Source organism: Cryobacterium shii, from assembly GCF_004402595.1.
Taxonomy (GTDB): domain Bacteria; phylum Actinomycetota; class Actinomycetes; order Actinomycetales; family Microbacteriaceae; genus Cryobacterium; species Cryobacterium shii.
The window spans coordinates 1-12,301 of record NZ_SOFY01000002.1; the positions used below are offsets into that span (position 1 = coordinate 1).

General features: G+C 69.0%; 13 protein-coding genes, 1 tRNA gene and 1 pseudogene. 4 read left to right on the forward strand and 11 right to left on the reverse strand.

The annotated features are described in order from the left end of the window. Positions 1–261 precede the first annotated feature (261 nt). From E3O49_RS00190 to E3O49_RS00230, 10 genes are all read right to left on the reverse strand, one after another. A complete protein-coding gene (locus tag E3O49_RS00190) occupies positions 262–1,146 on the reverse strand; it encodes an EamA family transporter (protein WP_134366005.1) in 885 nt (294 codons plus the stop codon). Positions 1,147–1,255: 109 nt separating this feature from the next. After that, positions 1,256–1,717, reverse strand: a complete 462-nt coding sequence (locus tag E3O49_RS00195) for a pilus assembly protein TadG-related protein (RefSeq protein WP_244285231.1) — start codon at positions 1,715–1,717, stop codon at positions 1,256–1,258. Between the two features lie 26 nt (positions 1,718–1,743). Beyond that, positions 1,744–2,208 (reverse strand): hypothetical protein, encoded by a 465-nt coding sequence (locus E3O49_RS00200; RefSeq protein WP_134366007.1) that lies wholly within the window; start codon positions 2,206–2,208, stop codon positions 1,744–1,746. Next, complete coding sequence (locus E3O49_RS00205; protein WP_134366008.1) at positions 2,183–2,593, reverse strand: TadE/TadG family type IV pilus assembly protein; 411 nt, start codon at positions 2,591–2,593, stop codon at positions 2,183–2,185. Before E3O49_RS00205 ends, E3O49_RS00200 begins: the two co-directional genes overlap by 26 nt. Positions 2,594–2,645: 52 nt before the next feature. Further along, complete coding sequence (locus E3O49_RS16650) at positions 2,646–2,822, reverse strand: hypothetical protein (RefSeq protein WP_166787107.1); 177 nt, start codon at positions 2,820–2,822, stop codon at positions 2,646–2,648. A gap of 78 nt (positions 2,823–2,900) precedes the next feature. Continuing rightward, positions 2,901–3,839 (reverse strand): type II secretion system F family protein, encoded by a 939-nt coding sequence (locus tag E3O49_RS00210; RefSeq protein ID WP_134366009.1) that lies wholly within the window; start codon positions 3,837–3,839, stop codon positions 2,901–2,903. Beyond that, the gene (locus tag E3O49_RS00215; protein WP_134366010.1) at positions 3,836–4,696 is read right to left on the reverse strand and encodes a type II secretion system F family protein; all 861 of its coding nucleotides are present in this window, start codon (positions 4,694–4,696) and stop codon (positions 3,836–3,838) included. The genes E3O49_RS00210 and E3O49_RS00215 overlap by 4 nt, the downstream gene beginning before the upstream one ends. After that, complete coding sequence (locus E3O49_RS00220; RefSeq protein ID WP_134366011.1) at positions 4,693–5,925, reverse strand: TadA family conjugal transfer-associated ATPase; 1,233 nt, start codon at positions 5,923–5,925, stop codon at positions 4,693–4,695. The genes E3O49_RS00215 and E3O49_RS00220 overlap by 4 nt, the downstream gene beginning before the upstream one ends. Before the next feature lie 242 nt (positions 5,926–6,167). Next, complete coding sequence (locus tag E3O49_RS00225; RefSeq protein ID WP_134366012.1) at positions 6,168–6,974, reverse strand: 3-hydroxybutyrate dehydrogenase; 807 nt, start codon at positions 6,972–6,974, stop codon at positions 6,168–6,170. A gap of 58 nt (positions 6,975–7,032) precedes the next feature. Beyond that, positions 7,033–8,424 carry an MFS transporter gene (locus E3O49_RS00230; protein ID WP_134450797.1) on the reverse strand — a complete coding sequence of 464 codons (1,392 nt, stop codon included), beginning with the start codon at positions 8,422–8,424 and terminating at the stop codon, positions 7,033–7,035. A 147-nt stretch (positions 8,425–8,571) separates the two neighbouring features. Here E3O49_RS00230 and E3O49_RS00235 point away from each other — a divergent pair, with 147 nt between their 5' ends. From E3O49_RS00235 to E3O49_RS00250, 4 genes are all read left to right on the forward strand, one after another. Then, the gene (locus tag E3O49_RS00235) at positions 8,572–9,501 is read left to right on the forward strand and encodes a LysR family transcriptional regulator (RefSeq protein ID WP_241985431.1); all 930 of its coding nucleotides are present in this window, start codon (positions 8,572–8,574) and stop codon (positions 9,499–9,501) included. Positions 9,502–9,586: 85 nt separating this feature from the next. Further along, positions 9,587–9,668 (forward strand) — tRNA-Leu (locus E3O49_RS00240). A 1-nt stretch (position 9,669) separates the two neighbouring features. After that, complete coding sequence (locus E3O49_RS00245) at positions 9,670–10,359, forward strand: DedA family protein (protein WP_241994543.1); 690 nt, start codon at positions 9,670–9,672, stop codon at positions 10,357–10,359. A 101-nt stretch (positions 10,360–10,460) separates the two neighbouring features. Next, the gene (locus tag E3O49_RS00250) at positions 10,461–11,243 is read left to right on the forward strand and encodes a DedA family protein (RefSeq protein WP_370261904.1); all 783 of its coding nucleotides are present in this window, start codon (positions 10,461–10,463) and stop codon (positions 11,241–11,243) included. A 49-nt stretch (positions 11,244–11,292) separates the two neighbouring features. On the opposite strand, the pseudogene E3O49_RS00255 reads toward E3O49_RS00250, so the two are convergent. Further along, positions 11,293–12,108, reverse strand: a pseudogene (locus E3O49_RS00255) (cation diffusion facilitator family transporter); the annotation flags it as partial. Positions 12,109–12,301: the final 193 nt, after the last annotated feature.

The window sequence follows — 12,301 nt, forward strand, 5'->3', positions numbered from 1 at the left end:
ACAGGCCATCAGAATCGCTCATAAGCAATTTTCCCAGACCCCACGGCCAAGGACGGGAAATCCGGCGGCGTTTTAAACTTTGCCGTTACTGACCCACGCCCCTAGACGGTCAAGTCACAGGAGCCGGCTTCGTCCTGAACGAATTCGACGGAGATTCTGCCGGAATCGGCCCCAAACCGGCCGAAAGCGTGATTCTACAGCAGAATCTCCGTCGAATTGGTTAGCTGCCGAGGAGCGGGCGACGGATGCCCGGGGGCCCGGTCAGGGGACCGCGCCCCCGACGATCTCGAGCTCGGATTTAGGTGTCTCGCGCTGGCCGGCGATCGCGGCCCCGGCCGCGACGCACACCACGACGATGGCGATCTGTTGCTGTAACAGGAACGTCTCCCCCAGCACCAGCGCACCGAACAACGCGGCGATCACCGGCCCGAAGCTGGTGATGATCGCGTAGAGACGCGGGGTGATCCGGCGCAGGATGAAGGTGTCCAGCGTGTACGGGAAGGCCGACGAGAGCACCCCGATCGCCAGCAGAAGCCCGAGCACGCCCCAGTCGAGGCTGGACCAGTCGACCGTGATCAGCGCGAACGGCACCAGCAGAGTCAGGCTGACGACGCTGGCCACGGAGATGCCCTCCAGGCCAGGGAAGGCGGTGGCGACCCGCCGGGTCAGCAGGATGTACGCCGCCCAAGCCGCCGCCGCCGTCAGCGCATAGAGAACGCCGAGCACGTTCAGAGTGCCGTCTGACCAGGTCAGCAGAAACACCCCGCCCGCGGCCGCGGTGGCGTACACGAAGTCGAGGGGGCGGCGCGACGAGGCCAGGGCCAGGGCGAAGGGCCCCAGGAACTCGATGGTGGCGGCGATGCCGAGCCCGAGCAGGTCGACGGCCTCGTAGAAGGTCAGGTTCATCACCGCGAGCACGACGCCCAGGGCCAGGGCGGGCCAGAGGCGCCGCCAGCTGAGGCCGGCCAGTTTCGGCCGGTAGAACGGCAGCACGGCCGCCGCCATCACCAGCTGCCGCACCGCGACCACGACGGGCGAGCCGACGAGCGGGATGGCGAGGCCGGCGAGGGACGAGCCGAAGTTAATGCTGACCTCTGTGACGACCTGGGCGCCCGCACCGGTCAGGCGGTCGCGTTTCGCGGTCACAGCGCTCCTCCCCGCGGCCGGGGCAGGCGCGCTTTTCGAGAGTACCGGTTCGGCCGGGCACGGATGTTCCGCGCCGCGGGGTCATCTGCCCTACCGGAACACCGTCGCCCTACCGGAACACCGAGCGCGCCACCGCCGTGACCTCCATCGGCACCCCGGCCGGCAGCACGACGGCGAGCACCGGGGGCCGCCAGTAGGCAGTCAGCGTCACGGTGGCGCTCTTCCCGTCGACGGATGCCGCCCCGGCCAGCTCCAGCCCCGCGATGCCGCCGTGCGGGGCGGTGTCCAGATACTCCGCGGCGGCCGCGTGAACGTCGGCAGACACCAGGGCGGCCCGCAGCACCGGGCCGGAGCTGTCCGTCGTGACGGCCACCGCGCTGAGGTCGAAGGCCTCCGCCCCGGCCAGTGCTGCGCCGTCGGCGAGGGTCAGCAGCCGCTTCCGTTCGAGGTACAGGGACGTGGCCGCCACGGTGACGAGGATCAGCACCAGGGCCAGGAAACCGTAGAACAGGGTCAGCAACAGGATCGAGCCGTCCTCGTCGCCGGGCCGCGCCGACGCTCGCCGGACCACCGCCCGCCGCCCCGGTCCCCCGCCGCTCATCCGGACCGCCAGAACCGGGACACCGTCTGCGTCGCCGAGGCCTCGAGCGGCACGCTGGAACCGTTCCGCAGCGACAGCACATCCGGCACCAGCGGCAGGGGCACCCGGATGCGCACCGTGACCGTGACCGTGCCCCGGCGGGTCAGGCATCCGTCGGTGTCGGCCCGGCAGTCGACGCTCATCTCGGCGTCCGCTGCGTCGATGCCGTAGTCCGCGAGCCCGAACTGCACCGCGCGTTCGGCCCGGGCGGTCGCCGTGGCCTCGTCGGGAGCCTGCACGTAGACGCGGGCGGCCTGGCGCGCGGCCCCCTCGACGGCGAGCGCGCCGCCCTGCAGCGCCGCCATCGCCAGGACCAGGTAGACCAGCGGCACGAGCAGGATCAGGCCCGCCGTGATGAATTCGAGGGAGGCCGAGCCGCGCTCCGACTCGGCGGGACTAGCGCAGGTCCTCGACGGCAGCATGCCCCACCACCTCCAGCCCGCGGCCCGGACCGAACAGTGCGATCAGCGGCAGAGGCGTGATCACCCGCACCTCCACGCTGGGAAAGCCCTCGTAATCGCCGTACCCGGCCTGCACGTCGGTCGCGAACGACGGACCGATCGCCGTGGTGATCAGTTCCCGGGTGCGGGCGGCGCCGTCGGAGAGGCCGCTGTCCGCGAGCGCGGCGTACCGGGCCCCCTCCGCCGCCGCGTCGAGCACGGTGTTGCGTACGTGCAGGGCGAGCCCCAGCTGCATCACGGCCAGCGTCAGCCCGGTGAGCAGCGCCCCGACCATCACGAACTCGGCGACCGCCGAACCGCTCTCGCCGGCGAGCGCGCCCGTCCGGCGTCGCCACGCCACAGTCATCCGGGGCCAAATCATCCGGGGTCCGGTCATCCGCGGCCAAGTCATCCGGGGCCTACATTCCACTGACCCTGTCGATGGCCTGTTGGAACACGCCGCTGAGGGCGGGGCCGGCGAGGCCCCAGATGATCATGACCAGGCCGGCCGTCATCAGGGTGATCAGCACCCAGCCCGGAACGTCGCCCCGCTCATCTGACCATCGCACCGGGAAACGCCGTCTCAGTGTGTTCATGATTGCTCTCCTTCTCGATGGGGCAGCTTCCTTGATCGGGCGGTCGCCCGGTGGGCACTTCGTTGAAGGGACGGCACGTCAGAACCCGCTCTGCAGGATGAACAGGCCGGGAAAGATCGCGAACAGGATCGTCATCGGCAGGATCAGGAACACCAGCGGCACGAGCATGGCGACCTCCTTCTTCCCGGCCACCTCGATCAGTCCCCGCCTGGCCTCGTCCCTCGCGTCCTGCGCCTGGGCGCGCAGCACGTCCGCCAGCGGGGTGCCGCGTTCCAGCGCTCCGACGACCTGGTCGACGAGGCGAGTCACCGACGGCAGCGCAATCCGGCGAGCGAGATTCTGCAGCGCGGCGGACAGCGGCACACCCGTGCGCACGTCGGCCACGACCCCCGCCAGCTCGCGGGACAGCTCGCCGGTGCTCGTGCGGGACACCCGGCCCAGGGCATCCAGAATCCCCTCGCCGGCCGAGAGCGACAGCGTCATGAACTCCAGCACCGTGGGGAACTCGCTCTGCATCCGGGCCAGGCGGGCGGTGGCCGCCCGCTTCAGCGCCCAGTCCCGGGCGAGGGCGCCGCACACCCCCGCGATGGCCGGCAGGCCGACCTGCATGAGCACGGGCAGGGTGCGGAGGGTCGGCACCGTGGTGACCGCGGCCGCCCCGGCGGCCAGGGCGATGAGTGACCAGACGACCTGCTCCGAACGGAAGGCATCGGCCGTGCGGCTGGATCCCGACTGCCGCAGGCGCCGTTCGATCGTGTCCGTACCGCCGAGAACGGCCGCGAACCCGCGTTTCAGGCCGCCGAAGGTCGGCGCGAACAGGGTGCCGAGTACGGGGATCGGGTGCACCGTGGTGCGCCCGACGAACGCCCGGGCCTCGGCCGAGACGTCGAGGATGTACGGCGCCAGTCGCTGCACCAGGCGCGGGCGGCTGAGCCGGGGCACCAGGCTCGCCAGCGACCACAGGCCGACGCCCAGCGCCGTGCCGCAGAAAAGTGCCCAGGCCAATGGAGCGCTCACCGGAACCACCGTCGTTCTTCCGGCAGCCGCCCCAGGGCCACCATCACCTGGTAGGCCACGACGGAGACCACCAGGCCGCCGACGATCACCACCACCCCGGAGGCGGTGTTGTAGGCGATTGCCGCCTCAGGCCGGGAGGCCAGGAGCAGCAGGATGATCCAGGGTGCTGCCACCCCGAGCCTCGCCGCGCTCACGATCCAGGACTGTCGGGCCTCGATTTCCGACCGGATGGCAGAATCCTGCCGCAGCCAGGCGGCCAGGCTCCGCAGCACGACCGTGAGGTCGGAACCGCCGACCTCCCTGGCCATCCGCAGGGTCTCGAGGATGCGATCGGCCACCGGGTCGGCCAGGGACGCCTTCAGCTCGTCCACCGCCGCGGAGAAATTGCCGCTCGCCCGGTACTCACGCGCGAACGCGGCGAACGACGACCGGGTCGACAGCGGTCCGGCCCCGGCCAGGCTGCCCACGCTGTCGGGCAGCGCCAGCCCCGATCGCACCGCGGACACGAGGTGGTCGACGACGTCGGGCCACACCGCCCGGTTCGCACGAAGGCGGGCCCGCGCCCGCCGGGACGCCGTCACCAGCGGCAGCGCCAGCCCGGAGAGCCCCGCGACCACCGACAGAGCAGCGATGCCGAGAATCGCCTGCGCCAGGGCGGCCACGGCCAGCCCCAGCACCAGCGAGATGGCGACGAAGGCCGCCAGCGGAAGCGAACCGAGTCCCGCCTGGGCGAGGATGCCCCGCAACCGGCCCCGCGCCGGGCTCCGCTCTGCCGCCTGGTCGGCCCGGGGCCAGAGTAACGGCGCCGCTACCAGGAGGAGCCCGGCGCCGAGCAGGCATCCGATCACCAGGATCATGCTGCCCCCGGCCGCAGCACGATTGCCGGGTCCAGCCCGGCCGCGCGGAACTTGGCGAGTTTGGTGGGGTGGCCGCCCGTGGGTTCCAGGGCGCCCTCGCGCATCAGGAAGATGGGGCTGGCCTCGATCACGGAACCGGTCAGCCCGCCGCTCGGGGCGATGACCTCGGTCACCCGACGGCGGCCGTGCCGGTCGATCGCGCAGTGCACGACGATGTCGATGCAACCGGCCACGGTCGGCAGCACAAATGCCGAATCGATGTTGCGACCGGCCAGCAGCGGCAGCGTGGACAGCTTGCCGAGGGCGTCCCTGGCGCTGTTGGCGTGGATCGAGCACATTCCGGGCAACCCGCTGTTGAGGGCGATCAGCAGGTCGAGGCTCTCCGCCTCGCGCACCTCGCCGACGATCAAACGGTCGGGGCGCATCCGCAACGATTCCTTGATCAGGCGCCGCAGGGTGATCTCCCCGGTGCCCTCCAGACTGGGCTGGCGGCACTGCATCGCCACCACGTCACGCGCGGCCAGGTCGAGTTCGAAGGTCTCCTCCACGGTCACGATCCGCTCGGTGGTGCGGGTGGCGGAGAGCAGGGCGTTGAGCATGGTGGTCTTGCCGGTCTGGGTGGCTCCGGAAACCAGGATGTTCTGGCCGGCCAGCACGCACATCCGGAGGAACTCCGCGGACTGCTGGGTCAGCGACCCGAGGCCGACGAGCTGCTGCAGATCACGGATGCGCCGGGTGAACTTGCGGATGTTCACGGCCCAATGCCGGCGAGTGATGTCGGGGATGACGACGTGAAGCCGGGACCCGTCGGGCAGGGAGGCGTCGACGAACGGCGAACTGAGGTCGACACGGCGGCCGGATGCCTGCAGCATCCGTTCGACCAGGTCCCGCACCTCGGTCTCGGTCAGCACCATCGTGGTCAACTCCGGCACGCCGTCGCGGGCCACGAACACCCGGGAGGGCGCGTTGATCCAGATCTCTTCGATGCCCGGGTCGTCGAGGAACGGCTGCAGCGCCCCGAACCCGGTCAGGGAGGCCACCACCTCCCGCGCCGCCTGGCGCTCGTCACCGATCAGCGGGAGCGAGCTGCCCAGGGCCCGCTCGCTGTATCGCTGAAGTTCGTCACGCACGTACTGCTCGGTGAGCCGGTTGTCGGAGGCCAGGTCCACGCCGTCGCGGCGCACCCGGGACCGAACCTGCTCGGTGATGATACGGACGGCTTCGCTCATTCCTGCATGATCGCCCACCTGGGGCAGGCGCCGCCGGACTTATCCACAGCCCCGTCCATCGCGCGCCTGTTCCGCACCCGGCGTCTTCAGTCGAGGCGGCCAGTGTCCCCCGCCGAATGTGGCTAACTCAGGAGATGCCGGGCACCCGAGCAGCCGGACCGCGGAAACACGCGCGGCATGCCGCCACTCGACACGCATCTCCTGAATTGGCCACACGGGCAGCGCCGCAGGTAATACCGCGCTCAGCGGGCCGACCAGCCGCCGTCCATCGTGTAGCTGGCCCCGGTGACCATGGCGGCGTCGGTCGATGCCAGCCAGGCAACGAGCGAGCCGACCTCTGCCGGTTCGACCAGGCGTTTGATGGCGCTCTCGGTCAGCATGATGCTGCTGAGCACCTCCGCTTCCGGGATGCCGTGAACGGCCGCCTGGTCCACGATCTGCTTCTCCACCAGGGGCGTGCGCACGTAGCCGGGGCTGACGCAGTTGCTCGTCACCCCGTGCTCGCCGCCCTCGAGAGCGGTGACCTTCGACAGGCCCTCGAGGCCGTGCTTGGCGGCCACGTAGGCGCTCTTGAACGGCGAGGCGCGGATGCCGTGCACCGAGGTGATGTTGATGATGCGCCCGAACCCGGTCGCGTACATGTGCGGCAGGGCGGCCCGGACCAGGAGGAACGGGGCCTCGAGCATCAGGGCGAGGATGAGACGGAAGTCGGCCGGGGCGAAGTCCTGGATCGGGTTGATCCGCTGGATTCCGGCGTTGTTGACGAGGATGTCCACCCCGGCGAGCGCTTCCGCCAGCACCCCGTCGGTCAGTGCGTGCGTGTCGGCCAGGTCGACGGCCCAGCTGGATCCGCCGACCTCCGCGGCGAGCGCCTCCGCGGCCGCCCGATCGATGTCGGCGACGATGACCCGGGCACCCCGTTCGGCAAGGGAGCGCACCACGGCGGCCCCGATCCCGCTGGCTCCCCCGGTGACTAGGGCTGTGCGGCCGGCGAGCGGCCGAGGCCGCTCCCACCCTGCGATGGAAGCGGCCTCGAATGCATCAGTCATTGCGTTGTCCTCTGTACTGCGTGTATCGCGCTCGTGCGTGCGGGTCGGGGGCGGCTGGTCAGGCGCCGTTCGCGACCGGCTCCAGACCGTGCTTGCGGGCGTCGACGGCGTCGACCTCTCGCAGCGAGATCCCCTTCGTCTCCTTCAGCGTCACGACTGCGACGACCGTGATGGCGCAGGCGATCACGAGGTAGAAGGCAACGGGAACCCAGGACTGGTATTCCTTCAGCAGGGCCGTGGCGATGATCGGAGCCATCGAGCCGGCCAGGATCGACGTGACCTGGTAGCCGAGGGACACACCCGAATAGCGCATCCGGGTCGGGAACATCTCGGACATGATGGCCGGCTGCCCCGCGTACATCAGGGCGTGGAAGCACAGTCCGATGGTGATGGCCACCACGATGATGACGGGATTCTGGGTGTCGAACATTGGGAAGGCGAAGAAGGCCCAGGTCGAACCGAGGATGGCCCCGGCCAGGTACACGGGCTTGCGACCGAAGCGGTCGGACATCCGTCCCACCTGCGGGATCACCAGGAAGTGCACGATGTGGGCGATCAACAGGCCGAGCAGCAGCTTGCTGGTGTCGTACTGGTGCACCGTGACCAGGTAGACGATGGAGAAGCTGACGATCGTGTAATAGAGGATGTTCTCGGCGAACCGAAGGCCCATGGCTCCCAGGATGCCCTTCGGGTACTTGCGCACGACCTCCATGACGCCGTAGCTGACCGCCTTCTCGGCCTCGACCTGAGCCCGGGCCTCCAGGAAGATCGGCGCCTCGCTGACGTGGGTGCGGATGTAATAGCCGATGACCACGATCACCGCGGAGAGCCAGAATGCGACGCGCCAGCCCCAGCTCATGAACTGTTCGGCGGGCAGGATCCAGGACATGGTCAGCAGGACGAGCGTGGCGAGGAGGTTGCCGACCGGAACGGCGGCCTGGGGCCAGCTGGACCAGAAGCCACGGGACTTGTCGGGGCTGTGCTCGGCGACCAGAAGCACGGCGCCGCCCCACTCACCGCCGACGGCGAAGCCCTGCACGAAGCGAAGGGCCACCAGCAGGGCCGGAGCCCAGTAGCCGATGGTGTTGTAACCCGGCAGGCAGCCCATCAGGAAGGTGGCCACGCCGACCAGGATGATCGTGACCTGCAGGGTGTGCTTGCGGCCCAGCCGGTCGCCGATCTGGCCGAAGACGATGCCGCCCAGCGGCCGGGCGATGAACCCGACGGCGTAGGTGAGGAACGCGGCGATGATGCCGTCCAGTTCGCTGCCGGCGTTCGGGAAGAAGAATTTGCCGAAGACGAGGCTCGCTGCCGTGGCATAGAGGAAGAATTCATACCACTCGACGACTGTGCCCACCATCGACGCGGCCACGATCTTTCTCAGGCCCGATGTCTCTTCGCTGGCACTCCGTCCGGATGATCCGGCTTCGACGCGCTGATTGACGCTCATGTCTGACTCCTTCGGTGTCGTCGCTGACACTTCGTGGTGAATTACGGATGGGCCCCGTTCTACCCGGAACGGATCCCTTGAGTATTCCCGCCACACCGATCTGCATCAATGACCACATCTACACACACTATGTGCATACTTGCAGATATGAGCTTCCAGCCCACCCCGGCCTCCTCGCCCAACCCGGACGACCTGTTAATTCTCCTCGCCGTCGCGCGCACCGGTCGCTTCACCACGGCCGCGGAGAGCCTCGGCCTGAACCACACCACCGTCTCCCGCCGGATCGCCGCACTGGAGAGGGCTCTGGACGGGCGGGTGCTCTCCCGCACGGTCGGCGGGTGGGAGCTGACCGAACTGGGCAAACGTGCTTTCAACGCCGCCGAGAACGTCGAGTCAGCGGTCGCGATCCTGAACGGCCCAACGGACCGGCCGCACCAACTGTCCGGCGTCGTGCGCATGTCGGCAACGGATGGCTTCAGCGCCTACATCGCCGCCCCGGCCATCGCCGCGCTGCAGCGAACCCACCCGGCGCTACGGGTGGAAATCGTCACCGTGACCCGCCGTGCCCTCCAGCACCGCTCGGGCCTGGACATCGAGGTCGTGGTGGGCGAGCCCCAGGCGCACCGGGCCGAGGCGTTTCGGCTGGGCTACTACCTGCTGGGCATGTACGCGTCGAGAGACTACCTCGCCGAGAAGGGCACGCCGACGACCGTGGCGGAGCTGACGACGCATCCGCTCGTCTACTTCGTCGATTCGATGCTGCTGGTCGATGATCTGGATGCGCCGCGACGCCTCGTGCCCTCGATGCGGGCGTCGCTGAGCTCCACCAACGTCTTCGTGCACGTCGAGGCGACCCGCGCCGGGGCCGGAATCGGGTTCCTGCCGTGCTTCATGGGCGACCGGCATGCCGACCTGGTGCGCCTGCTGCCGGACCAGTTCCACGAGCGGTTGCAGTACTGGATGGTGCTCAGGCAGGATTCCCTGCACCAGCCGGCCGTGGCCGCCGTCGTCGCCGCCCTCCGGGCCCAGACGTCCGCCTTCTCGCAGTCTCTGCTCGGAGTCGCATCCGCCCCCTGAGCCGGCTCGCTGGTGACGGGGGCACCCGCGGGCCCGCGCGCTCACGGGCAGGTCGGGCGCACGAAGTACACTGGAACCGCACTTCGCGGGAGTGGTGAAATTGGCAGACACGCAGGATTTAGGTTCCTGTGCTTTCGAGCGTGGGGGTTCAAGTCCCCTCTCCCGCACATGAGTCACATGTCGGCCCTGGACGGCCAATTGAACGACCTGCTGGCGAACACCGGCGTCGTGGTCTTCTATCTGCTTGTCTGGGCGCTGGTCTTCGCGGGCACGGCGGTCTTCCTGGGGGTGTTCATCCCCTTCATCACCGGCGACTCGCTCCTGTTCGGGTCGGGCCTGGTGGCGGCGTCGACACCGAACCTGAGCATCGCGGTGCTGGCCGTGGGAACCGGGGTGGCCGCCTTCCTCGGCGACCAAGTCGGCTTCCTGCTCGGGCGCCACTTCGGCCGCTCGTACCTCGATCGGCACGGCGGGCGCCGCACCCGCGCGGCCATCGTCAAGACCGAGTCCTTCTACCGCAAGTTCGGCTGGTGGTCGGTGGTCGTCGCCCGGTTCATGCCCTGGGCGCGGGTCTTCGTGCCGGTGATCGCCGGTGTCGGCCGCATGAATTACTACAAGTTCCTCAGCAGCAACCTCGTCGGAGCGCTGGCCTGGGGTGTCGGGCTCACCCTGACCGGCTACTACGCGGCGGCCATCCCCGGCGTCAAGAGCGCGACATACGTGATTGCCGGTGTCTTCATCGCCGCCTCGATCGTGTTCGGACTGCGAACCTGGTTCGCCGACCGCGCCCAGACCAGGCAGGATGCCGCATCGGCGGAGGGCGGCGACGGGCTCCTCGATGGCCCGGCAACCTCATAGTGCCCCACGGCGTTCTATCGAGAATACGGGCTAGCCTGTAACACAGCATCCCGTGATCCCGCCGCCCGGCCGATCTGACCGACGCCAACAGGAGTTTTTACGTGATTCACACTGCTCTGGCCCCTGCGGCCGTCATCCCCTGGCTCGATCCGGAGGTGCTCATCAACGGCTTCGGCCCGTGGGCGCTGCTGGGCGTGTGTGCGATCGTGTTCGCGGAGACGGGGCTCCTCGTCGGCTTCCTACTCCCCGGCGACACCCTGCTGGTCATCACCGGCCTCCTCACCTTCGCCGGCGTGATCCAGATGGACATCTGGTGGGTGGCCCTGGCGATCGGGTTCGCGGCATTCCTCGGCGGCGAAGCCGGTTACCTGATCGGGCATAAATTCGGACCGAAAGTGTTCGAACGCAAGGAATCGGGTTTGTTCAGCGTCAAGAACGTCGAGCGCACGAACGCGTTCTTCGTGCGCTTCGGCGGGGTCGCCGTGATTGTGGCGCGGTTCGTGCCCATCGTGCGCACGTTCGCCCCGGTCGCCGCGGGCGTGGGCCACATGGACTACCGCAAGTACTCGCTCTACAACCTGATCGGGGCCCTCCTCTGGGGCGCCGGCCTCACCTACTTCGGCTTCTTCCTGGGCTATATCCCGCCCGTCGCAGAGTTCGTGCAGAATTACATCGACCTGATCCTTCTGGGAGCGGTGTTCATCACGCTCATTCCCACCGTCTATCACTACCTGCAGTCCGTGCTGAAGGCCCGGCGCGCCACGCGCACCGGCGGGGTTGCCACCCACACCGGCACTCTGGTCCTCGACTCCGACGCTTTCGACGGCGGACACGAGCCCAAGGACCCCGAGCAGCGGAACGACGAGCACACGCGCGACAGCTGACCCGGCGCCGGCGCCCCGGACCCGTGCTGACCGCCTTGCGGCTCGCCGGTCAGAGGTGCGGGTTGTCCTCGTGCTCGGCGTGCCCGGCCGGTTCGAGCTGGAACGTGGAGTGGTCCACGTCGAAATGCTCCGCCAGGCAGGACGACAGCGCGTCGAGCAGAGCCCCGGAGCCTCCCCCGCTGAGCACGCTCGCTTCGACCACGACGTGGGCGCTGAAGACGTGGGCGCCGGACGTGATCGCCCAGACGTGCACGTCGTGCACGGCCACGACGCCTGATGTGGCGAGCAGATGCCGCCGGATCTCCGCGACATCCGTGTCGACCGGAACGGATTCACTGAACACGCGCACCACGTCGCGCAGCAGCACGAACGCCCGGGGCGCGATCATGCCCGCGATGAGCAGCGACGCGATCGCGTCGGCCTGTTCGAAACCGGTGAACAGGATGACCGCGGCCGCCACGATGACGGCCACCGATCCGAGCGTGTCGCCGAGCACCTCCAGGTAGGCACCGCGCATGTTGATCGACGTGCTCGCCGCCGGCCGCAGCAGCAGCAGCGCCGCGAGGTTGGCGACCAGTCCGATGGCGGCCACGACCAGCATGGGCGCGGCACGTACCTCTCCCCCGTCCGCACCGAGGAGCCGGGTGAGAGCACCCACCGTGACGGAGATCGCCACGCCGACCAGGATCAGCCCGTTCAGGAGCGCTCCGAACACCTCGGCCCGCCGATAGCCGAAGGTCTGCCGGTCCGTGGCCGGCCTGGCCGCCACCACGGTCGCCGCGAACGCGATGAGCAGTCCGGCGAGGTCGGAGAACATGTGTCCGGCATCCGCCAGCAGGGCCAGCGAGCCGGTCAGCCAGGCCCCTCTCTGTCAACCTTGGACAAGGCACCGGGATCGTCCCGAATAGTGTTGTAGAGGGCGGGGAAGGAGTTCCCCTTGACGAACGCAGTGATGACAGGGCCCAGCTCGACCGGGCAAGCTGTAGGGATGGAAGATGTTCCCGATCCTCAGGTTCCCGAGCGTGCTCGGCGGCGAACCTACACCGCCAAGTACAAGT

Bases quoted from the DNA above. Each gene is read 5' to 3' on its own strand.
- E3O49_RS00235 (WP_241985431.1), top strand. From the start codon at position 8,572: ATGAGCTTCCAGCCCACCCCGGCCTCCTCGCCCAACCCGGACGACCTG.
- E3O49_RS00205 (WP_134366008.1), bottom strand. From the start codon at position 2,593: ATGACTGTGGCGTGGCGACGCCGGACGGGCGCGCTCGCCGGCGAGAGC.
- E3O49_RS00215 (WP_134366010.1), bottom strand. From the start codon at position 4,696: ATGATCCTGGTGATCGGATGCCTGCTCGGCGCCGGGCTCCTCCTGGTA.
- E3O49_RS00220 (WP_134366011.1), bottom strand. From the start codon at position 5,925: ATGAGCGAAGCCGTCCGTATCATCACCGAGCAGGTTCGGTCCCGGGTG.
- E3O49_RS16650 (WP_166787107.1), bottom strand. From the start codon at position 2,822: ATGAACACACTGAGACGGCGTTTCCCGGTGCGATGGTCAGATGAGCGG.
- E3O49_RS00245 (WP_241994543.1), top strand. From the start codon at position 9,670: ATGAGTCACATGTCGGCCCTGGACGGCCAATTGAACGACCTGCTGGCG.
- E3O49_RS00230 (WP_134450797.1), bottom strand. From the start codon at position 8,424: ATGAGCGTCAATCAGCGCGTCGAAGCCGGATCATCCGGACGGAGTGCC.
- E3O49_RS00200 (WP_134366007.1), bottom strand. From the start codon at position 2,208: ATGCTGCCGTCGAGGACCTGCGCTAGTCCCGCCGAGTCGGAGCGCGGC.
- E3O49_RS00225 (WP_134366012.1), bottom strand. From the start codon at position 6,974: ATGACTGATGCATTCGAGGCCGCTTCCATCGCAGGGTGGGAGCGGCCT.